The following is a 22979-nucleotide window of genomic DNA, read 5'->3' as shown; positions in this document are numbered from 1 at the left end:
TTAACTGTTCCCATACATGACGTTAAATGAATTAGCCCGTTTGAGTCATCAGTGACAGATGTCGTTCGACTGCTTCTGCCACTTCCCGCCCTTCGCGGATCGCCCAGACAATCAAGGACTGTCCGCGCCGTGCGTCCCCTGCAGCGAAGACACCCTTCCGATTTGTTGCATATCCCTTCGTCTTGATTTTCCCTCGCTCTGATTCAACGATGAGTTGATTCAAGACCGTCTGCTCGACTCCGCTGAAGCCGATTGCAATCAGCATCAAGTCGACCGTATAGTATTTTTCTGTTCCTTCAATTGCTCGGAATTCAATTGACCCATCTGCTTGCTTTACTTTTTCATTATGAATCGTCCAAACCCCTGTCAAGCGACCGGAATCACTTGTCGTGTAACGTGTGATCGCGATCAAATATTCGCGAGGATCACGTCCGAATTGATCGAATGCTTCTGCATAACCGTAGTCAAGTGTAAAGAGGTTCGGTGTATCCGGCCACATGTTGTCGTTCGCCCGGACCTGACCTGGCATTTCATGCTTCCCGAACTGGACGACAGAACGGCAACCCTGTCTGAGTGCCGTCGCGACACAGTCCGCTCCCGTATCTCCGCCACCGATGACGAGAACATCTTTACCTCGCGTATCGTGTTGCTCAAGCAGGGATTGATTCGACAACAGATGGCGCGTCACGCTTGTTAAATAGTCCATCGCGTAACCGACACCGCTCGTCGGAAGATTTGGTAACGTTCTTGGTTCCGTTGCACCGACACAAAGAATGACGGCATCAAACGCTTGTTCAAGCTCGTCCAGCGTCACATCAAGACCGATCGTTACGCCGGTCTTAAAGAGAATGCCTTCTGCTTTGAGCAGATCGACACGACGCTCGACGATATCTTTTGATAACTTCATCGCCGGAATCCCGTACGTCAACAGACCTCCGATACGATCTTCCCGTTCAAAAACGGTGACTTGGTGCCCTGCTTGATTCAATTGATCGGCCGCGGCAAGCCCTGCCGGACCAGAACCGACGACTGCCACATGATGGGACGTCCGGTTCAATGGCACCCGCGGAACGACCCATCCTTTTTCAAAGCCGATATCGATGATTGTACGCTCAATCTGTTTAATCGCGACGGCCGGTTCATTAATCGATAACGTACATGAACCTTCGCACGGTGCGGGACAAACACGTCCCGTGAACTCCGGGAAGTTGTTCGTTTGATGCAGGCGCTCGAGCGCTCCTTTAAAGTCTCCTTCTTCGACGAGGAGATTCCACTCGGGAATCAAATTGTAGACCGGACAACCAATTTTGACATGTCCATAGGTCTCGCCGACATGACAAAACGGGGTTCCGCAATCCATACACCGGCTGGCTTGTTCCGACGCCTCACTTTCAGAAAATGCTTCTTTATATTCATTAAAGTCTTGAATCCGTTCTGTACTGGCGCGCTCTCGTCCGGACTGGCGAGGAACACTCATGAATTTATCGCGTCTTTTCATTATTGACCTCCCGTTCCGCGTCCGAGGTGTGTCTCAAACGCTAACAACATCGCTTCTTCCGTATTATGTCCTTTTTTCGCATAATCGGCCATCAATGTCGTGACGACTTGATAGGTCGTCGGAATGACACGAATAAACGAACTCAAAACATGATCCCAGTTTGAAAGAATCGCATGTCCTTGTTCACTGTTCGTCCGTACGACATGACGTTCGATAAATGTTTTTAAGCGTGCCGCTTCTTCCGTGTCTGTTACTGCGCCCATCGTGACGAGCTCGAGATTGACGCGCGAGCGGAACAACGCGATGTCTTTCGGTAAGACGTAGGCGACACCACCTGACATACCGGCAGCGAAGTTCTTTCCGACGTCACCGAGAATGACGACACTCCCGCCCGTCATATATTCCAAGCCATGATTCCCGATTCCTTCGACGACTGCCGTCGCACCACTGTTTCGAACGGCGAACCGTTCGCCTGCCTGTCCATTGACGTACAGTTCCCCACTCGTCGCACCATAAAGCGCGACGTTACCGATGATGACTTGCTCTGAAGAAACAAAACTCGTCTTCATATCAGGACGAACCGAAAGAATTCCTCCAGATAATCCCTTTCCAACGTAATCATTAGCATCCCCGACGACGTTCAACGTCATTCCGCGAGGCACGTATGCACCTAAGCTTTGTCCGGCTGATCCTGTCAAGTTCAATGTTAGGCGATCGGAAGGTAAGCCCATTTCTCCGAACATCCGTGTCAGACGTGATCCGGTATTCGTACCGATTGCCCGGTCTGTATTCGTAATCGCAAGCGCAAATGTTTGTTTTTCCGTAAATGCATCATGATCAAGCAACGGAGCGATTTCAAGGTGGTCAAACGACTTCGCGACAGCATGATCTTGCGCTTGTGTCGACGTCGAATCATATGTTGGTTGAACAAGTAGTCGAGAAAAGTCGAGACTGGCTGCTTTCCAGTGATTCGTCAAACGATCCGATGTCATTAAAAGATCCGTCCGTCCGACGAGTTCCGCTAGACTACGGACGCCGAGTTGAGCTAAATATTCACGAACTTCTTCCGCAACGAACGTCATGAAATGGACGACGTGATCGGCAGATCCGGTGAATTTTTCACGCAACTTCGGATCCTGTGTCGCGACACCGACCGGACACGTATCTAGATGACAGGCACGCATCATGATGCAACCGACGGCAATCAATGGTGCTGTCGCAAATCCATATTCATTCGCCCCGAGCATCGCTGCGATGACGACATCGCGTCCAGTTAGTAACTTACCGTCCGTTTCTAAGCTGACCCGTTCCCGCAGACCATTCAAGGCTAGCGTTTGATGCGTCTCAGCGAGTCCCAGTTCCCACGGTAAGCCCGTATGTTGGATACTCGTCTTCGGGGAAGCCCCCGTTCCTCCATCATGCCCACTGATGACGATGACATCGGCAAGTCCTTTGGCGACACCGGCAGCAATCGTTCCGACGCCTCCTTTTGCGACAAGCTTAACACTGATCCGCGCCTCGTCATTTGCCCGCTTTAGATCGTGAATCAATTGAGCCAAGTCTTCGATTGAATAAATGTCATGATGTGGTGGTGGTGAAATCAGACCGACACCCGGTGTCGAAGCACGGACCCGCGCAATCCACGGATACACTTTTTCGCCTGGGAGTTGTCCCCCTTCGCCTGGCTTCGCGCCTTGTGCGACTTTAATCTGGAGTTCATCCGCATGGATCAAATAATGACTCGTCACGCCGAACCGACCTGATGCAATCTGTTTAATCCGACTCATCCGTGAGTCACCATTTTCGTCGAGTTGATACCGTTCCTCTTCTTCGCCACCTTCACCACTGTTACTCTTACCACCTAGACGGTTCATCGCAATCGCTAGTGTTTCATGAGCTTCCTTCGATAGTGAACCGTACGACATCGCACCGGTCTTAAAGAATTTGACGATTTCACTCGCGGGTTCGACTTCCTCGAGCGGAATCGGTGTCGTTTCCTTGAACGTCAACAAATGGCGCAGGAAGGTTGCGGGTTCTTCTGCAATTTGATTTGAGTACCGTTTAAATAACTGATAGTCCCCAGTTCGGCAAGCATGTTGTAACAAATGGATCGTCGCCGGATTGAACGCATGATGTTCTCCGTCATTACGGTACCGGAAGACACTACCTGATTCCAAGAACGTCCGTTTCGTCCCTTCCTCATGTTGACGTTTCGCTTCCTTTTCAATCAAAGCGAGCGACAGACCACTGAGTTGAGAGACTGTTCCCGTAAAGTAGCGATCGATGACGTCCGTCGAAATCCCGACGGCTTCGAAAATCTGCGCCCCCCGATAACTGAAGACGGTCGAAATCCCCATCTTCGACATGACTTTGACGACCCCCTCCGTCACGGCGTTACGATAACGAACAGCATTGTCCGCGTGTTTTTCACCAATCGCTTCATCGAGTGTCGCATATACAAGGTACGGGTAGATTGCGTCAGCTCCGTAACCGAGCAGCGCCGCGAAGTGATGCACCTCCCGGACTTCTCCCCCTTCGATGATTAAACTGACGTTTGTCCGAAGCCCTTTACGGATTAAATGGTGATGCACGGCACTCGTCACGAGCAGGATTGGCATCGGTATGGCTCCAGGTCGAATGTTCCGGTCAGAAAGAATCAACAACTCACAACCCGATTCGACGGCATGAACCGCTTCTTCGAGGAGCGTTCCAAGTGTTTCTTCCATTTGATTCGTAAACAATGTTGATAACGTTTTTTGTTTCAACTTTGTTTGACTGAGCGCATGCGCTTCAGCCGGAACTAGCACCGGTGAGTTCAAGCGGACCCGACGACAGTTTTTCCGGTTCGGGGTCAATAGTTCACCTTGACGCCCGAGCCAGGTCATCGTTGACGTGACGATTTGTTCACGTAACGCATCGATTGGTGGATTGGTGACTTGGGCAAACAATTGTTTGAAGTAACGGAACAACGATTGTGGTCGCTCACTTAATACAGCGAGTGGGATGTCCGTTCCCATCGCACCAAGCGGATCTTTTTTTTCCTCGACGAGAGGAATCAAGTATTGCTCGATATCTTCTCGCGTGTATCCAAACAGACGTTGCGTCGTACCTAATTCCTCAATCGTTTCTGAGTGCATTAACGTCGGTAATTGAATCTGTTCTTCTGATAACCATTCGGCATAAGGATGACGCATCGCAAGATCCCGTTTCACTTCTTCGTCAGAAATCAGCTGACCGGAAGCAAAGTCAAGCAAGAGGAGCTCACCAGGAATCAAACGTTTCTTATACAAAATCTCTTTTTCCGGAATCGGGAGGACACCTGATTCCGAGGACAACATAAAGTGACCATCGCGCATCATGATATAACGGGCAGGTCTGAGTCCATTTCGGTCAAGTGTCGCGCCAATTTGTTTCCCATTCGTAAATACGATGGCAGACGGACCGTCCCATGGCTCCATCATACTGCTGTGATACTCGTAATAAGCACGTTTCGCCGGCCGTACTTCCGCATGCTCGAATGGCTCTGGAACCAGCATTAAAGCTGTTTCCGCTAACGTCAAACCAGACAAGTATAAAAATTCAAACGCATTATCGAGCATCGACGAGTCACTTCCTGATTCATCGAGGATTGGGAGCACATCATCTGCACGGCGACCATACGTCGTTTTTGCTAGACTTTTTTCGCGTCCACGCATCGCTTGAATATTGCCTTGTAACGTATTGATTTCTCCATTATGAATCAAATAGCGGTTTGGGTGAGCTCGTTTCCAACTCGGGAAGGTGTTCGTGCTAAAACGTGAGTGAACAATCGCAAACCCCGATTGGTACCGTTCATCACGTAAATCATCAAAATACTGACCGAGCTGATCTGTAGTGACAAGTCCTTTATAGACGATAGTCTCACTCGAACTACTGAGCACGTACTGTTCGATCCTGAGACGATTTGCTTCTCGTTCAAAAGAACGACGAATCATGAATAACGTTCGTTCGAAGGCCAACCCTTCAATGTCCTTCGCTTCAATGAAGCATTGGCGAATGACCGGTTCTGTTTGACGTGCTTTTTCACCAATCACTGTATTCGAGACTGGTACCGTTCTCCACTCGATCACCCGTTGTCCTTCTGATAAAATAATTGATTCTAAAGCGCGTTCGAGTCGCTGTCTCGACCGTTCCTCCCGAGGCAGGAACATCATCATGACACCATAATCTCCTTTTTTCGGTAAGGTTACATTCCGAAATGTCTCCCGAAAGAGACGGTCGGGAATTTGAGTTAAGACACCGGCACCATCCCCTGTTTTCGCATCGCTCCCCTGTCCGCCTCGATGCTCCATCTGACAGAGCATCGCGAGTGCATTTTCGACGATTTCATGGCTCGGTCTCCCGGTTCGGTGCGCATAGACTCCGATTCCACACGCATCATGTTCTTGCTTCGGATCATATAAACCTTGCCGTTCAGGCAATTGATGAAATGACATAATTTCACTCTCCTTAACACGTTCTAAATTTTCTGTATATTCAGTTAAAATATACTTTACACTCTTTTATGATTATTCGCCACCATGTATAAATGAAACTATTATATCCAAATCACTTATGATTCCCTGAGGCTAGACAATGTTAACGCTTACATAAAGATGAATAATCATACTAATTATTTTTTCAGAAGAATTATTCTCGTTTAAATTTTATTTTTTGCAACGAGTGTTTCAAGCGTGGTATTTTTAATAAAGAGAAATCTATTATTTTGATTAGAGAGGAAGTACGTTATGAAAAATTCAGTAAAGTGGACAGGGCTCTTGATTGCAGGAACTACCCTTTTCCTTAGCGCTTGTGGTCAGGAAGAAGAGAAGACGACAGCATATGACAAAATCGTTAAGGAGGGGACGTTGACAGTAGCTACTGCCGGAACACTTTATCCAACGTCGTTTCATGATGAAGAGAGCAACAAGTTGACTGGCTTTGACGTCGAAGTCGTTAAAGAAGTCGCAAAACGACTCGATCTAAAAGTAAACTTCAAAGAGATGTCATTCGATGGTATGTTGACGAGCGTCAATACTGGACAAGTCGATCTTGCCGCAAACGATATTACAATCACAGAAGAACGGAAAGCAAAATTCGCATTTTCAAAACCTTACAAGTATACGTACGGAACGGCCATCGTTCGTAAAAGTGATTTATCTGACATACAATCTCTTGAGGATTTAAAAGGTAAAAAAGCAGCTGGCGAGGCAACGACGACTTACATGCAAATCGCTAAAAAATATGGTGCAAAAGAAGTCACATATGATAATGCAACGAACGATCAATATCTCCGCGACGTCTCGAATGGTCGAACGGATGTCATCTTGAACGACTATTATCTTCAAAGCCTTGCTGTCGATTTCTTCAAAGACTTCGACATCACGATCCACCCGGACATCGCCTATAATCCGAGTCAAGTCGGTCTCATCATGGATCTTGATAATAAAGAGCTCCAATCAAACATTAACGCTCAAATCGAGGCGATGAAAAAAGACGGTACGCTCGCAAAATTATCAAAGCAATATTACGCCAACAAAGATGTTTCAAAAATGCCTGACGTCAAAACGACGATTGTGGATGTGAATTGAGCAATGTCGACTGGCGCTCCGTGTTTAATCCTGAGTTAGCGGTTGATGCGTTTCCCTTTATCTTAGGAGGACTTGGACATACATTATGGATTGCATTCGCAAGCATGGGATTAGGTCTGATATTCGGCTTGTTGCTTGCACTTGCTCGTTTATCAGCGTCTCGTTTTTTACGCCTGACTGCGACGCTCTATATTTCATTCATGCGCGGTGTACCGATCCTCGTGATTCTTTTCATGCTGTACTTCGGCTTACCTGTGATCAATATCGAACTCGATGCGCTAACAGCAGCGATAACGGGCTTCAGTCTAAACAGTGCTGCGTACATGGCAGAAATCATTCGCTCCGCCATTGTGTCTGTCGACAAAGGACAAAGAGAGGCTGCCCAGTCTCTCGGCCTCTCTCCTTATCGCGTCCTAGTCGGAATCATTCTCCCGCAAGCGATTCGTTTGGCAATCCCACCTTTATCGAACGTTTTACTCGATTTAGTCAAAGCGTCTTCTTTAGCTGCGATGATTACCGTCCCAGAAATCTTTCAACGTGCAAAAATCGTCGGTGGACGCGAATTCGATTACATGACGGTTTATTTCGTAATCGCCTTCATCTATTGGGGAATTTGCGCATTGATTGCAGCTGTACAAGAAGTTCTAGAGCGTCATTTTGCTCGTTATCTTTAACCGACATAAAAAGCACCGCCCGATTGACGAGGAAAGTCGACTCGTCAAGCGGGCGGTGCTTTAGCCTTGTCTATAGTTCTTAGCTAAAAAGAGTTCAATTTGTATAGCTTGAAGAGGTTTATGGAACAAATAACCTTGCAACGTATGGCACCCTAACTGATTTAATAACCTTGCTTCTTCGACTAACTCGACCCCTTCAGCAACAATCGTCATGTTTAACCGTCTTCCTAACTGAATAATCATCTCGATGATTGCACGCTTCTCATCTGAACGGATTGCTTCTTGAACGATTTCTTTAGGAATCTTTAACTGGTCGAACGGTAATTCTACGAGTGTTTGCATTGAAGAAAAACCTGTCCCGAAATCATCAAGTGCAATTCGAATCCCATGAAGGTGAAGTTCGTTTAAGGTCTCGATAATCTGATTCGTTCCTTCGATAAAAATATGTTCTGTCATTTCGATTTCAAGCAAGTATGCCGGAAAATGTGTCTCTTCAAGAATCGTCAGTACTCTTTCGGTAAAATCGGGTTGCCTTAATTGCCACGGGGAGACATTGACTGCAATCGTAATCGCTCCATGTCCTTGATCCAACCACGTCTTTCCTTGCGCGCAAGCGCGGCGCATCACCCATCCTCCTAGCGTTTCAATAAAACGCGTCCGCTCCGCAATCGGAATGAACTCTAAAGGGGAAATCATTCCATACTTGGGATGATTCCAACGCACAAGCGCTTCCGCTCCAGTAATTTTGTGACTGTCTGCTTCTACTTGCGGTTGAAACAGTACAAAAAAATCTCGATCGAGTTCTGCATCGTACAAATCGCGTGTCAGCTGAAGCGCTCGCTTACGCTGATTTTGAGTCTCTGCATCCGTAATTGCATACGTGTTTTTTCGGTTCGATTTAGCTGTGAACAATGCAACTTCTGCATCATTGATGACATGATCAATGGATTCGTCATAAATAAAAGAAACACCGATGCTCGCTGTGACATTGATTTGTTTGAAATCAATTTGTACGCGTTCAGCGACACATGTTAAAACCTCCTCGCATAGCAGTTCAATACCAGCATGACCTTTCGCATGAAGTAAAAAAGCACTTCCGCTTGCTTTGGCAATTAAACAATCGGGAAAACGATTCATGAGTCTACTCCCAACCATATGCAACGTGCGATCTCCCGTCCGGTAACCGAAGGCATCATTGACCGTTTTGAAGTCATCTAAATCAATTAAACAAATTGCATCTCCTTCGCTTGAAATTTTTTCGACTTCAAGAACGAAATAAGACCGATTAGCGAGTTTTGTTACCGGATCAAGAAAGGCTTGCTCTTGTAAGCGTGAAAGATACTCGATATTACGTTCTAATCGTGTCACGTACTGACGATGAATCAATAAACTGATCAGCGCAGCAATGATGACTAAGCCGATTCGTGCGATATAATCTGCTGTATTAGTAACGGACGTGACGTTCGGTGCATTAAACCAAATGTATAAGAGAGAAATGATCGTCGTCCCCGTCGCATAGACGAGCATCGTTCGATTAATGACGACAAGAGAACTCAGTAAAAAAAGAATCGCAGCTGCCCAAACGGTCTGAGCACCACTTTCGAGGAAGGGATAATAGATGAAAGGAATTAGTAAAAAAACACTCGACATCACGTGGGGTTTAAGACGATCCGGCATATTACTTTTCCCAAGCAGAAATTGACAAATGCCTACGAGAAAAATAAGTCCAGCACGTAAAAGGTCATACCTGTTCAAGCCGGATGTACTGAGTAAACTAGTAAGCACATACAAAATCGCACCCAAGCTCGTCAGAACTAAAATGATGGAGCCAAACAATTGATAGTTCGCTTTTGCTTCTCGATTATACTGAAGACTGGCGGAAGAAGGTCGCTGCTGATTTTTCATAGGAATCCCTCTTTTCTGTTCTATCCAATTGTCTTTTTCCTTTAGATCATACTTATAAAACCTAATTTTTCCTAAAATAATGATTTAGTTGGAAACGTCTAAATGAAAAGAGAAACGGGTATTCATTAAAAGAAGTGTTAATTATATGCTAAGAAAGGAGCTTAACGATGAGCCATCTGCTGTTTATCGAAGCCAATGATAGTACACATCAATCGAAAAGTCTTAGTTCACAGATGAATAACGCATTCCTTGCTTCCTATCGCAAGGAACATCCAGAAGATGAGATTACCATCCTAAACTTATTTGAAGAACGCCTTCCTTTTTTTGATTTACGTCTCGCTAAATCTGCCGCGAAACTATTTCGAGGGGAAACGCTCGATCAAGAGGAAGCCGAACAGGCGGAACGGTTACAAGAATATTTAAATCGTTTCTTAGAATCAGAAAAAATCGTTTTTTCTTTTCCGATGTGGAATTTAAGTGTTCCTGCTCCCTTGCATAACTATATGGATTATCTCGCGCAATCCGGGCAAACGTTTCATTACACTGCTGAAGGATCCGTCGGACTTGTGACTGGTAAACGTGTACTACTCTTACATTCTCGTGGAGGTGACTATTCAACGCCTGATAAAATCGAATCCGACCATGCCGTACGGTATATGCAGGACATTCTGCAATTTTTCGGAATCACGGATGTCAAATCCATCATTCTCGAAGGGCACCAACAATATCCGAATCAAGCCGAAGAACGGATTCAAAAAGCCCTCTTTGCATGTGAGAAGGCTGGGATGGATTTTTAGAATGTGAATAATAAAAAGTCCTTTTTTCCGTTAAGTACAATTTTTTCATAAGTCTTTAAATGAAAAGTACGAAATAACGTGTAAGCAACCGTATAGTCTCGCTTCGTCGATTCAATGTTTCCTAATACTTCGTTATAGTATCCACGTTGATAATAAAAATGAGCGATAAAGGAAGAATCATTCAAAGCGAGACTTTCTACTAATGCTTTCTCCGTTAACGCCATTCCTTCATCATATTTTTTTTGAAATGTCAGCAGTTGCGAATGGTTATAATAAATTTTTAATAACTGTTTCTTTAATTCCAACGTATCATATGATAAAGATTCTAATTCTAAATATACTTTTTCTGATAAATGAAATTGGTCATTTTCAGCATACAAATTAGAAATTGCCATTTTGATTCGAATGAACACTTGAGGAGACTCATACCAAATGTCTTCTTTCTTTGTCAGATGAGATAACAATGAAGAGGCCGTGCGATAATCAATATGAGCTATTTTAAATTTTAATAAAATCTCAAAATAAGACTTTAATAACGTCATTTCTTTCGTTTGATTCACAATTTTTTTAGATATTTCCTCCTCTAATTGTCCAAACTTTTTTTCTCGAAGTAATTGAGAAAAATGCATATCATATTTACGATATTGTTCACTTTCTAATCGATCCTGAAATAATAATGATATGGGTACACGGAGCCGCTTCGCAATTTGTTGTAATAAATCGATTGTTGGAGAATTTCGTCCATTCTCAATTTTACTGATTTCTGCTTGACTGCAAATCCCATCACACAATTGTTTTTGTGTCAATTTTTTTTCTTTTCGAATTCGTTTGATTTCGTTTCCAATGGAAAGTGGTAATGAATTCATTCTTCTTTCCTTCCTTCATACTGAAAGTAAGCTGATAACTTTTTTTAGGACCAATTCAATTAGAATACGATCAATATAAGCAGAACGCTAATCGATCGTAAAATACATTAACTCGAATAGGTATTCATCTAGTATTTCTTTATACGCCTTATTTTCAGTAGCAATAAATACTACGTAAGCCTGCGTATATGCTTCTTTAATTTTTTCTGACGACGCACACACTTGTTCAAGCGCATATCCTTGCTGATAAAAAAAGTGCCCCAGATAACTCATGTCTTGCATTTTGTTGCTTTCATTAATGCCCTCGGTGGACTCTGCAATCACAAGTGAAAATTTTTTCAGTTTAATCAAATTTCTAATATAATTGTATTTTACTTTTAGCATTAATTTTTTATAATCATCGGTCACATAATCTAATTTCAAAGTCTCTTTGTAAATATTGTGAGCATGCATGTATTCTTTATTATTAGTATACAGGACGGCAACAGCCATCTGAATCCTGACATAAATTAAAAAGTACTCTTCAAGGATTAATTTATCATTTACCAACTTCAATAACTGAGAAATACACGTACGATAATCAATTTTTTTCATTTCCACTTCATTAATCAATTGATAATATCTCAATAAAATTCTCGTGCCTTCTGCAGTCGTATTTTTTAGTTTCTGTGGGATGATTTTAAGAATCTCTGCATGTTTTTGAGCACGCATCAATTGTGTTATTTGATGATCAATTCGGTGAAATTCTTCTATCTCTTCTTCCTCCATAAAAAAGAAAGAGACCGGAACACGTAGCTTTTTCGCTACATCTTGAAGTAGTTCAATCGTCGGTGAATTTTTCCCATTTTCTATTTTGCTAATTTCAGCTTGACTACAAATATTTCGGCTCAATTCTTGTTGAGTAATTTTTTTCTTTTGACGTAATTTCTTTAAGCGCGTACCAATTGTTCGTTGTACAGAAGTCATTCTTTTTCTCCTTTAATATAAAACGAGCAAATAGAGTAAAAAAAGTCCCCCGTCCAAGTTAATTTTACTTGTTACGGAAGACTTATTTATTCGATGCTTCCGGCGAGAATCGAACTCGCACTGCAGCATTACCATTGCTGAGGTCTGCCATTAACCTACGGAAGCGTACATATTTCTGATATCAGTATAGCTTAGATGAAATATTTCTTCAATAAAAAAACTGACAGACGTTGCCAAGTCTGCCAATTTAGAAGAGTTATTTACTTATAATACGGTTTTTGTTAGCGAATTATCGAACACGATAAGAACTGAGTAATGTTCGTCTGCTTTTGATGCAACGAATGTAGAAAACTTAAGTGTAATGATTGAATTTGAACCGACTCCGTTTTCTTCGAAGAAATGATTCATTCGTTCTTCTAACTCCTCAGGCGTACGTCCTACCAATACTTTTGAATGCAACATCTTATTCACCCCGTCTATTTTTTGTGTACGATTATGGTTTTTCCCAAAAGCGTACACTCTAAAACCTACAATTTTTCAACTTGCTGAATTTCAATCCGTTCGCTAAGGTGAAGACATGAATCATATTTTACGAAGGAGTCGAGGCATATGAAAGATTACATGTTTGATGAAATCATTGATAAAAAAATGACGGGTTCGGTAAAATGGGACGGCTTAAAAGATTTATATGGAGCAGAAGAATTAATTCCGATGTGGGTCGCCGATATGGATATCCGACCAGCGGATTCAATCGTCGGGGCATTAACAAAACGGATTGCACACGGTCATTTCGGCTATTCCCTATTCGAAGATCGAGCCAAACAAGCCATTCAAAACTGGTTTTTGAAACGTTATGATCAACAGATTAAACAATCATCGCTCCTTTATTCGAGTGGCGTCGTCCCTGCTCTAGCACACAGTCTCTTGGCACTGACCGATGAGCATGATGAGGTCATCATTCAAACTCCTGTTTATCCCCCGTTTCACCAAATCATTCAATCGAACAATCGAACGCTCATTGAAAATCCGCTCCGCTTGATTGCAGGACGTTATGAAATTGATTTCTTGAGTCTTGAAGCACAGATGAAAACTGCGAAAATGATGATTTTATGCAGTCCCCATAATCCAACTGGTCGGGTGTTTAATCGGAGTGAACTTGAAACAATTGTTGAGTTGGCCAAGAAATATGACGTTTATCTTCTGTCCGATGAAATCCATGCTGATTTGATTTTTTCCGGTAACAAACACCATCCGATTTCAGCATTTTCATATGAGAAGGCAATTCTCGTCAGTGCACCTTCAAAAACATTCAACATTCCAGGACTTTATGCTTCTTATCTAGTTGTTCCGAACGAAACCATTCGTTTGGAAATCGAACGTGTCCAGCAAGCAAACTTTGTTCATCCGAACGCGTTTGCCTCAACAGCAATCATCGCTGCCTATGAGGATAAAGCGAGCGAACAATGGCTTGACCAACTTCTCTTATATTTAGAGCAGAATCGTGACCATGCTCTCAGACGAATCGAAACGGAGATGCCGTTACTATCTGTCGTCAAACCTGATGCAACCTTTTTACTTTGGATTGATTTTGAGCGCCTCGGATTGACCGAAGACGACCGTGCGACTTGGCTCGTTGAACGAGCATCCCTCGCCTTAACCCATGGAAAAGCATTCGGAACGAACGGCGTGACATTCGAACGTTTAAACTTCGGATGCCCGCGGCGCCAACTAGACGAAGCACTCGACCGGCTGCATGACGCATACCTCAGCTTGATGTAAATGATTTTTCTCTAAACAGATTAGCACATGCTAGTCTGTTTTTTAATTTTTCACATTTTACACTAATTTCACAAATACTGAAATACGTTCATCCGATTTAACCATTACAATAAAGTGACGAAAATCAGAAAATTAGAACTTTAGCAGGGACGAAAAGTGTCCCAACCCCTTGATAGACTAGGCTTGAAGCCATTTTCCGCCTGTTTGCAAGGACTTGCAATGTAGTTTTGTCACCTGTAAGGTTGGGAACAAATAAGTCATCGATGTTCACTTTTTAACTTTTTTATCCCGAACAGACGACGACAACTACATGCATGGGAGGATTTATTTTTATGTCGCAAGAATGGATTTCAATTGGCCTGTATCTATTTATGATGCTTGCCATCGGTTACATCGCGTATAAACGAACGACAAACACGGAAGACTACATGTTAGGCGGTCGTAACTTAGGACCGGGCGTAACAGCACTATCTGCTGGTGCTTCTGACATGAGTGGTTGGATGTTGATGGGACTTCCTGGTGCCATGTATGCTACCGGCGTTTCAGCACTTTGGCTTGCATTAGGATTACTGATTGGTTGTTACATCAACTATATCGTCCTCGCTCCACGCTTTCGTCTCTATACGGAAATGGCAAACGATTCAATTACGATTCCAGACTTCTTGGAGAATCGTTTTAAAGATACATCACGTATCTTACGGACGGTCTCTGCGATCGTCATCATCGTCTTCTTTACGTTCTATACTTCAGCCGGTATTGTATCGGGTGGTAAATTGTTCGAAAGTTCATTTGGCTTTGATTATCATTATGGTATGCTCTTGACGATTGCGGTCGTTGTCGCCTATACACTCTTTGGCGGTTTTCTCGCAGTCAGTTGGACCGACTTCGTCCAGGGTTGTATCATGTTCGTCGCCCTCATTCTCGTACCAATCGTCGCATTGACGGATGTTGGTGGTGTCGACGGCGCATTCAACTATGCGGACAACTTAGATCCTACACTATTTGATCCGTTCAAAGGAACGACTGTCCTCGGAATCATCGGATTCCTCGCTTGGGGACTTGGTTACTTCGGTCAACCCCACATCATCGTCCGCTTTATGGCAATTCGTTCTGTTAAGGACTTGAAAAAAGCCCGTCGTATCGGGATTGGTTGGATGTTCTTCTCAATTTTAGGTGCGATGTTGACAGGTCTTGTCGGGATTGCCTACTTTGAAGGACAAGGTAATGCACTCGGTGACCCAGAAACGGTCTTTATTCGTTTCGCTGATGTCTTGTTCCACCCGTATATCACTGGCTTCTTGATGGCAGCCATCTTGGCAGCAATCATGTCGACAATTTCTTCTCAGCTGCTCGTTACATCAAGTGCGCTGACGGAAGACTTCTATAAGACGTTCTTGCATAAAGAAGCGTCAGACAAACAACTTGTTTTAATCGGTCGTGGTGCAGTTTTAGCCATCGCAGTGATCGGAACATTCCTTGCCTGGAACCCTTCAGCGACGATTCTTTCACTTGTCGGTTACGCATGGGCTGGTTTCGGTTCTGCATTCGGACCAATCATCTTGCTTTCACTTTACTGGAAACGGATGACGAAACAAGGGGCACTTGCCGGAATTATCTCTGGTGCCGTCACAGTTATTCTATGGGTCCAACTCAACTTTAGCGATACGCTTTATGAGATGGTTCCAGGATTCTTTACAAGTCTTCTCTTTACAGTCGTCGTCAGCCTTCTTACGAAACAACCTGTTGACTCTGTACAAGACAAGTTTGATGATATGGAAGAAGAATTAAAAGAAGTCACACAATAAACACTAAAAAAATCTCCATCCTGTTCAGTCGTCGACTGATGAGGGTGGAGATTTTTTCGTCGTACTAGATTACGTCAATTCAATCACACCGTAATGAAGTTTCGATGATTTCCGTTTAATACGCTCAAAAGCAAATTGATTAAACAACTCACTCTCAAAATGGGCTTTTAAGACGATTCGTCTCTTTGCGACTCGTTTTGCTTCCTCGATTGCCTCAATCGATAATACTTCATAGTCAGCAAGGGTGCGCAGGCCGTTCAAATGCGTCGACTCCGTCACTGTCTTTTCAAACATTGGATCAAAATAGATGACATCAAATGAATCCGAGGGCAAGGTCTTTAAATAACGGATGTGTTGTTCGTTCAGCACCTCGATCCGGCGCATGGCATCATTGATCGGCTCATAGCCTTCTTGCCAAGCAATCAGTCCTTCACGAACGATGAGTGCCGTTTCTGCTTTACTCTCTAACGCTACGACTTGACCACTTGAGCCGACAGCATGGCTCATGACGATTGCATCCGCTCCTAATCCTAGCGTGCAATCAAGAACGGTCATTCCCGGCTTAAGCTTGGCGATTGCAATTAATGGATCATGACCCGATGCATCAAATTGTTTTATCCGAAAGACCGCACTAGACGGATGAAAGAAAAACGAGGCTTCTTCATCTAACGGATAATATTCCAACCGTTGCTTGTCAACGACTAAAAGGGGTAAGCGGTGGGTTTGTTGTAACGACTGAATGCTGTGTTTTTTACGTTCGACAACCTGAAAGTCTAGCGCTCCCTCTTGCATCAACTGATGTAAGCGTGTTTCGACGGCAGCGGTCGGTCTTAAACATGTTGTCAACAACACCTGTTCTTTCTTCACTTGATTCACTCCCTTGAACTACCTCCACCTACGCTTCGCTTAGAGGTGTAGGATTCCTGAGTTATCCGACCTGACGGTCGAAACCTGATCAGGCTAACCCCGTCGTCCCGACGGTTGAAGAAGCTAAGAGGCGTTCAGCTTCTTGTTTAAGATTCAATCCTGCGTTCACATCGCGGTCGTGATGGATGCCGCAACTCGGGCATGTCCATTCACGCAAGCCAAGATGTTTCACGTCTTTGTGTTGATGTCCGCAACTGGAACACAGTTGACTAGAGGCGAAGGTCTTGCCGACTTTCACGACGGTCTTTCCGTACCATGCCGCCTTGTATCCGAGCATGCGGAAGAACTCCGACCAACTGACCTCAGAGATGGACTTGCTCAACTTGCGATTCTTCTGCATGTTCTTCACCTGCAAGGTCTCGATGCCGATGACGTCGTGGTTTTTGACGATCTCGGTCGATACCTTGTGCAGGAAGTCGGTTCGCTTGTTCGCGATATTTTCGTGGATGCGGGCGACCTTCCGCTTCTGCTTCTGATAGTTCTTCGCCTCGGAAAGTTTCACTTTCTTCTCCAAGGCCAACCGTTGACGACGAGAGAGCTTGCGTTGCTCGCGCGCTAGCTTCTTCTCAAGCGAGTGGAAGTAACGGTCACTCTTGTACACCGTGCCGTCCGACAAGATGGCGAAGTGCTTCAACCCGACATCGACACCGACGGATGAGCCCGTCTTCGGCATTTCGTTGCTCTCCTGCTCGACGAGCAGGGAGACGAAGTATTTTCCTGAAGCGTTCCGCCGGATGGTCGCGTTCAAGATGCGTCCGACGACCTGCCTCGAGTTAGCGAAGCGCACCCACTTCAGCTTTGGAATTTTGATTTTTGCGCCAACGATCGAGACTTTTGGAAGTTGAGACTTGCCTTGAATGTTCGTCTTGTACGATTGAACGGGGTTACGCTTTGACTTGAAGCGAGGTCGTTCGTTCTGTTTCTTGAAGAAGCGATCAAAGGCATCAGCAAGATGTTTGACGCTCGTTTGCACAGACGTGCTATCGACTTCCTTCAGCCAGTCGAACGCATGCTTCAACGACGGGAGTTCTTTCGAACAAGAACCGTAGGACAGTTCCTTCCCTGTCGCTTTATACGTCTCATCCGACTTCGCTAAGAAGTGGTTGAAGACGAAGCGCGAACAACCGATCGTCTTCGCAATCAGGATTTTCTGCTCTTTTGTCGGGTAGATTCTGAATGTGTAGGCCTTGTGAGTCAACATGACGTTCACCTCCCTACAACGGATATACCTGAAAGAGAGGGTGGCGATTCATCTCCCACCTTCACTCGATCTTCACCCTGATCGTTTAGAAGTGGGCGTATTCTCGCCTAATTTAGAAAAAAAATAAGCTAGCCCAGGCCAGCTTATTTTTTTTTCTTCAATAACCCTTCGATATCTTCGATGAGTGCTTTTTTAGAAATCAAATCTTCCTGTTTTTCTTGCTCGACTTTCGCGTCGACTGTCGTCCGTTGCAATAATGCCTGCAACGTCTCATCGATACTTGATTTCAAATGATCCCGATCTTCTTTATTTAACGCAACATCATGTCGTACATCATCACCTTGCTCATCCAACTGACGTAAGCGTTCTGTCAATTGTTTTGCCTCACGATTCAAATCAGCATACAATCGTTCGATTTGCTCGAGGCGTAATTTAATACCATCTCGTTCAGTGAACATTTTTCCATCTCCTTCCAATACATATATGTCTACATCATTACTTTACCATATTCGACGTCAAATGATACAACGACATTCCGTTTACAGGTGCTTCCGAATACTTTTTTAAAGATGCCCCTCCTCCCTTCCCATCGGCTATCTTTTGCTTTTTCGTTCTTTTACTCGCTATAATGAACATGCACAGGTAATTGCTATCAGAGGAGGATAACGTCATGGATTTAAAACGTCGAACACTACGACATGTAGACCAAGTGGAATTCGAACATTTCGTAAAATATGGCGAGCCGGCCTACGGACTGACGAAACAAGAGATTCGAGGCTACGATCAGGAACTCGGGACCACTCGTGCCTTTGATTCACTCGAACACAGTTACCCAGAGGATTTCTATTTTGACATTATCGTCGAAGACCAAGTCGTCGGTCGTGTCTTGTTATTAAAAATGGGTCATTACTTCCAGCTCGATTTGATGATTTTTGATTCATACAGCGGGAAAGGTTATGGAACAAAGGCTGTTAAGTCCGCTTTGCATACATCGAACGTCCTTGAAGTATACGAAGTACGTGCTCGCGTCTTACCGACATCACCTCATGAACAGATTGCACGGAAAATTTTCCTTTCCAATGACTTTCAGGAATCAGACGGGTACTTCGTCAAAGGCCGTCGAAAACGTTATTCGCTTCAACGTCCCGATTGACCACCGACGCTCTCGAGCGTCTTTTTTTTGACATATTTTAAAATTACGCGTAAAATTTTGCTCTGTATGACCTAGAAAGGAGCACATTATTTATGAATGAATGGTTATGGTTCCCCTCGATTATCTTAACGATGGGATTGTTATTACTTAGTTATCGTTTTTTTGGTAGAACGGGATTGATGGTCTGGATTGCGATCGCGACAATCATCGCCAATATCCAAGTAACACAACAAGTCGATATCTACTCGTACATTTTCACATTAGGAAATGTCGTGTATGGAAGTTGTTATCTTGCCACGGACATCTTGAATGAAAAATACGGAAAAAAAGTTGCGCGTCAAGGTGTTTTCTTAGGATTCTTCTCTTTGATTGCTACGACCATCCTCATGCAATACAGTCTCCTTTACTCACCTCTAAATGATGCTTTCGCGAAGGACATGTCTTCATCGATGAACTTATTATTCGGTTTATTACCTTGGATTGCACTCGGTAGTCTTTCTGCTTATTTGGTCTCACAACTATTTGATGTCTTCATGTATTCGAAGATTCGTCAAAAGACGGGTGAAAAAAATTTATGGCTCCGAACAACTGGTTCAACAGTCATCAGCCAATTGCTCGATACGTTAACGTTTTGCGCGATTGCTTTTCACAGTCTCCCGTTTGATATTTGGTGGCAAATCTTTTTGACGACGTATGTTGCGAAGTTCGTCATCGCATGGCTCGCGACACCATTTATGTATATCGCGAAACGGATGAACCCGCCTGCTGATTCGACGGATCTCGCAGCCTGACATCAAAAAATCCAATGACTTCATTCATCAAATCGAGGATGGAAGATTTCATTGAATTAACGGATAATGGGAAGTGGGAGGTGGGATGATTGAAAATCAAACGGAATGAACCTTTTCGCTATACCTTTAAAGAACCGATCACAGGTGAGTTTTACCTCGTTAAAGACGGACGCCGCACACCAGCTGGATTGATGCACATCCATAATATTTCTCCAAGTGGTATCGCCATCACGACCCCACTCAAGTTACCTTTACAGAAAACGACAACAATCATCGTCGAGTTTTCGTTGCTTGCCAACACGGAACCTTTAAAAATTGAAGGGCAACTGTTACACGAAAAGTGGATTGGAACGGAGCGGTTATACGGACTACATCTACACACGACTAAACAAGACCGTGAATCGATTGTTCAAGCCGTCAAACATATCGCTAAAAATGAACTTTAAGTGTGATGAAACAGCCCCTTTCTCAATGAGAAAAGGGCTGTTTTTTTATTCCGTTCGATAGACAACCGCTTCATATGGACGCAAAACGACTTCTTGATCTGTATTCGTCGGGGCAGTGGCATAGTTTCCAATTATGATATCCGAGGTATCGTGTGCGACCTCGACTGTTGTCTCTTCTTCTGCAAACGAACAGTACACGTACCACGTTTCTCCTTCATAAGTCCGCGAATACGCATAGATATCATTAGCCGTTTCGAGCAACGCATACTCCCCGTAGACGACCAAATCGTGTTCATGACGCAACTGAATCAGCTTCTTATAGTAATAAAAAATCGAATTCGGATCTTCTAACGCCCGTTCGACATTAATTTCACGATAATTTGGATTGACTTTCAACCACGGCGTTCCTGTCGTAAAGCCGCCATGCTGCTCTGCATTCCACTGGATTGGTGTCCGTGCATTATCGCGTCCTTTTCGATGGACAGCCTGCAGTAATGCTTCAGGATTTGCTCCTTGGACCATCCGTTCCTTCCACATGTTCCGAATCTCGATGTCTTCATACTCTTCAATGGTCTCGAAGGCGACATTGGTCATCCCGATTTCTTCTCCTTGATAGATGTACGGTGTTCCTTTTAACAAGTGTAACAACGTCGCGAGCATCTTCGCCGATTCGACCCGGTACATCGTATCATTTCCGAAGCGACTGACGACACGCGGTTGATCATGATTGTTCCAATAGAGTGAGTTCCAGCCTTTGTCGTGTAACGCGACTTGCCATTTCGTGAAATTGTCCTTTAATTTTTGTAAGTCAAACGGTAAGACGTCCCATTTTCCACCTGGACCTGAATCTAAATCCATGTGTTCAAACGTAAAGACCATGTTGACCTCGTCACGCGCTGGATCCGTATATAAAATCGCATCTTCCGTCGTCGCCCCTGGCATTTCCCCGACGGTCAGGACATCATAGTTCCCGAACGACGCATCGTTCATCTCTTTTAAGTATTCATGAATCCGCGGACCATTGACGTAGTGTTGTCCCCCGTCGCCATACAATGCCCCCGGTGCAACATCCGCATCCGGCAGGCCTGGAGTTTTCGAAATCAAGTTGATGACATCCATTCGGAACCCGTCGATTCCACGGTCTAACCAGCGCGTAATCATCGCATAAATTTCATGACGCAATTTTTCATTTTCCCAGTTCAGATCCGGTTGTTTCTTCGAGAAGAGGTGTAAGTAATATTCATTCGTCGCTTCATCTAACTCCCACGCTGGGCCGGAGAAGATTGAGCCCCAATTGTTCGGCAATGTACCATCGTCATTCGCTGCCCGCCAAATATAATAGTCCCGATACGGATTGTCTTTACTTTTTCGTGATTCTGCGAACCAAGCGTGCTCATCTGAAGAATGATTGACGACTAAATCCATGACAATTTTAATTCCCCGTGCGTGCGCTTGATCAAGCAATTGATCAAAATCATTCATCGTCCCGAACTCATTCATGATCGCTTCATAATCCCGAATATCATATCCATTGTCATCATTCGGCGAATCATAGACCGGGCTCAACCAGATGACGTCAATCCCGAGTAATTTTAAGTAATCCAGTTTTTCAATGATTCCGACGAGGTCCCCGATTCCATCCCCATTCGAATCATTAAAGCTACGCGGATAAATTTGATAGACAACACTATCATGCCACCATTTTTGTTCCATACTTTGTCATCACTCCTCCATGATTGCTTTAGGCAAACGCTTGCACATTTCGGTTAAGCGCTTCCAACGACTTCATCGCCATCGTACCATGTCATTTTGACTTAAAACAAGTGAATTCCAATATTTTAAACAGTACCTTTACATCCGTTTCCACAGACTTTTGATGTTTAAAGTATACTGATTGAGGAAAATAATTTGAGAAGGGAGGCGTTTCATCGTGTATCGTCGCTATTTTTTATTTTTAATTTGGATTGTTGCCATCGTCTTTATTTTATCCTTCGGAAACAATCGTGTTTTTCCGGACGGTTTTTTATTTTCTTTTCTTCGGTTTGATCAAAGTCAATTTGACACGTCAGCCCTGAGCCTGTTTACACTGCTAGGCATTTATCCGCTTGCATTCTTTATGATGTTCTTAGACGAAAAACGATTTTTAAAACCTTCACCGATGTTAGCAAGTATCGGCGCCTTCGTCCTCGGATCGTTCGTTTTGATGCCTTACCTCGCACTCGCCATTCCGCGACAGACATTTCTTCCGTTTCGTCGGCGCACTTGGATATTGATTGCCGTTCCTCTGTTAGCTGTCCTTTCAGCGTGCATCATCTGGATTGCGTTAGCCCGTTCCGATTGGTCGATTTTCTTGCTTTACTTCATGACGAATCAGTTCGTCCGAACGATGGCCGTCGACCTCGTGATGTTTTATATTTTACAAATTTTTATGTTATACCGCATTCGCTCACGCGATGAAAAAAAGTTGATGTGGCGCGATTTCCTCCCGCTATTCGGACTATTCAGCTATCTCTTTCGCCGTCATGTCTCTAGCTCATCTTCCTGATTTCAGATACAATAAGG

General features: G+C 44.1%; 18 protein-coding genes and 1 tRNA gene. 9 read left to right on the top strand and 10 right to left on the bottom strand.

What is annotated here, in order from left to right; translation table 11 throughout:
* Positions 1 to 31: 31 nt before the first annotated feature.
* Positions 32 to 1498: a glutamate synthase subunit beta gene (locus tag KNQ05_RS04545; protein WP_088837264.1), complete on the bottom strand. Its 1467-nt coding sequence runs from the start codon at positions 1496 to 1498 to the stop codon at positions 32 to 34.
* Positions 1498 to 5973 carry a glutamate synthase large subunit gene (gene gltB, locus KNQ05_RS04540; RefSeq protein ID WP_214765077.1) on the bottom strand — a complete coding sequence of 1492 codons (4476 nt, stop codon included), beginning with the start codon at positions 5971 to 5973 and terminating at the stop codon, positions 1498 to 1500. The genes KNQ05_RS04545 and gltB overlap by 1 nt, the downstream gene beginning before the upstream one ends.
* 291 nt (positions 5974 to 6264) lie before the next feature.
* Between gltB and KNQ05_RS04535 the strand changes: the two genes are divergently transcribed.
* Complete coding sequence (locus tag KNQ05_RS04535; RefSeq protein WP_088837266.1) at positions 6265 to 7107, top strand: transporter substrate-binding domain-containing protein; 843 nt, start codon at positions 6265 to 6267, stop codon at positions 7105 to 7107.
* The gene (locus KNQ05_RS04530; protein ID WP_214765078.1) at positions 7104 to 7781 is read left to right on the top strand and encodes an amino acid ABC transporter permease; all 678 of its coding nucleotides are present in this window, start codon (positions 7104 to 7106) and stop codon (positions 7779 to 7781) included. The genes KNQ05_RS04535 and KNQ05_RS04530 overlap by 4 nt, the downstream gene beginning before the upstream one ends.
* A gap of 60 nt (positions 7782 to 7841) precedes the next feature.
* Here the strand turns inward: KNQ05_RS04530 and KNQ05_RS04525 are convergent, their stop codons facing one another.
* The gene (locus tag KNQ05_RS04525; protein ID WP_214804473.1) at positions 7842 to 9686 is read right to left on the bottom strand and encodes a putative bifunctional diguanylate cyclase/phosphodiesterase; all 1845 of its coding nucleotides are present in this window, start codon (positions 9684 to 9686) and stop codon (positions 7842 to 7844) included.
* A 167-nt stretch (positions 9687 to 9853) separates the two neighbouring features.
* Here KNQ05_RS04525 and KNQ05_RS04520 point away from each other — a divergent pair, with 167 nt between their 5' ends.
* Positions 9854 to 10483 carry an FMN-dependent NADH-azoreductase gene (locus KNQ05_RS04520; RefSeq protein WP_088837269.1) on the top strand — a complete coding sequence of 210 codons (630 nt, stop codon included), beginning with the start codon at positions 9854 to 9856 and terminating at the stop codon, positions 10481 to 10483.
* Here KNQ05_RS04520 and KNQ05_RS04515 read toward each other — a convergent pair.
* From KNQ05_RS04515 to KNQ05_RS04505, 3 genes are all read right to left on the bottom strand, one after another.
* Positions 10480 to 11349 (bottom strand): helix-turn-helix domain-containing protein, encoded by an 870-nt coding sequence (locus KNQ05_RS04515; protein ID WP_214765080.1) that lies wholly within the window; start codon positions 11347 to 11349, stop codon positions 10480 to 10482. The genes KNQ05_RS04520 and KNQ05_RS04515 overlap by 4 nt on opposite strands.
* An 87-nt stretch (positions 11350 to 11436) precedes the next feature.
* The gene (locus tag KNQ05_RS04510) at positions 11437 to 12315 is read right to left on the bottom strand and encodes a helix-turn-helix domain-containing protein (RefSeq protein WP_088837271.1); all 879 of its coding nucleotides are present in this window, start codon (positions 12313 to 12315) and stop codon (positions 11437 to 11439) included.
* A gap of 94 nt (positions 12316 to 12409) precedes the next feature.
* Positions 12410 to 12480: transfer RNA gene (locus tag KNQ05_RS04505), tRNA-Thr, on the bottom strand.
* A 444-nt stretch (positions 12481 to 12924) separates the two neighbouring features.
* Between KNQ05_RS04505 and KNQ05_RS04500 the strand changes: the two genes are divergently transcribed.
* Positions 12925 to 14094 carry a MalY/PatB family protein gene (locus KNQ05_RS04500; protein WP_214765081.1) on the top strand — a complete coding sequence of 390 codons (1170 nt, stop codon included), beginning with the start codon at positions 12925 to 12927 and terminating at the stop codon, positions 14092 to 14094.
* Between the two features lie 332 nt (positions 14095 to 14426).
* Positions 14427 to 15899 carry a sodium/proline symporter PutP gene (gene putP, locus KNQ05_RS04495; RefSeq protein WP_088837273.1) on the top strand — a complete coding sequence of 491 codons (1473 nt, stop codon included), beginning with the start codon at positions 14427 to 14429 and terminating at the stop codon, positions 15897 to 15899.
* Between the two features lie 69 nt (positions 15900 to 15968).
* Here the strand turns inward: putP and KNQ05_RS04490 are convergent, their stop codons facing one another.
* The 3 genes from KNQ05_RS04490 to KNQ05_RS04480 all read right to left on the bottom strand — a co-directional run bounded on the left by KNQ05_RS04490 (position 15969) and on the right by KNQ05_RS04480 (position 18485).
* Positions 15969 to 16766, bottom strand: coding sequence for a class I SAM-dependent methyltransferase (locus KNQ05_RS04490; protein ID WP_088837274.1), 798 nt, complete (start codon positions 16764 to 16766; stop codon positions 15969 to 15971).
* A gap of 88 nt (positions 16767 to 16854) precedes the next feature.
* Complete coding sequence (gene tnpB, locus KNQ05_RS04485; protein ID WP_214804471.1) at positions 16855 to 18027, bottom strand: IS200/IS605 family element RNA-guided endonuclease TnpB; 1173 nt, start codon at positions 18025 to 18027, stop codon at positions 16855 to 16857.
* A 143-nt stretch (positions 18028 to 18170) separates the two neighbouring features.
* Positions 18171 to 18485, bottom strand: coding sequence for a hypothetical protein (locus tag KNQ05_RS04480; protein ID WP_029330516.1), 315 nt, complete (start codon positions 18483 to 18485; stop codon positions 18171 to 18173).
* Positions 18486 to 18697: 212 nt separating this feature from the next.
* On the opposite strand from KNQ05_RS04480, the gene KNQ05_RS04475 reads away from it, so the two are divergent.
* From KNQ05_RS04475 to KNQ05_RS04465, 3 genes are all read left to right on the top strand, one after another.
* Positions 18698 to 19180: a GNAT family N-acetyltransferase gene (locus KNQ05_RS04475; protein ID WP_214804469.1), complete on the top strand. Its 483-nt coding sequence runs from the start codon at positions 18698 to 18700 to the stop codon at positions 19178 to 19180.
* 92 nt (positions 19181 to 19272) lie between these two features.
* Positions 19273 to 19971 (top strand): queuosine precursor transporter, encoded by a 699-nt coding sequence (locus KNQ05_RS04470; protein WP_088837277.1) that lies wholly within the window; start codon positions 19273 to 19275, stop codon positions 19969 to 19971.
* Positions 19972 to 20060: 89 nt separating this feature from the next.
* Positions 20061 to 20417 carry a PilZ domain-containing protein gene (locus KNQ05_RS04465; RefSeq protein WP_214804467.1) on the top strand — a complete coding sequence of 119 codons (357 nt, stop codon included), beginning with the start codon at positions 20061 to 20063 and terminating at the stop codon, positions 20415 to 20417.
* Positions 20418 to 20462: 45 nt separating this feature from the next.
* On the opposite strand, the gene KNQ05_RS04460 is transcribed toward KNQ05_RS04465, so the two are convergent.
* Complete coding sequence (locus KNQ05_RS04460; protein WP_214804466.1) at positions 20463 to 22130, bottom strand: glycoside hydrolase family 13 protein; 1668 nt, start codon at positions 22128 to 22130, stop codon at positions 20463 to 20465.
* 217 nt (positions 22131 to 22347) lie between these two features.
* Here KNQ05_RS04460 and KNQ05_RS04455 point away from each other — a divergent pair, with 217 nt between their 5' ends.
* Positions 22348 to 22962, top strand: coding sequence for a hypothetical protein (locus KNQ05_RS04455; protein ID WP_088837280.1), 615 nt, complete (start codon positions 22348 to 22350; stop codon positions 22960 to 22962).
* The last annotated feature ends 17 nt before the right edge of the window (positions 22963 to 22979 follow it).

It is taken from the genome of Exiguobacterium sp. s125 (assembly GCF_018618605.1).
Lineage (GTDB): Bacteria > Bacillota > Bacilli > Exiguobacteriales > Exiguobacteriaceae > Exiguobacterium_A > Exiguobacterium_A oxidotolerans.
The sequence above is the reverse complement of the archived record's forward strand: the minus strand, read 5'-3'. Positions and strand labels throughout refer to the sequence as shown.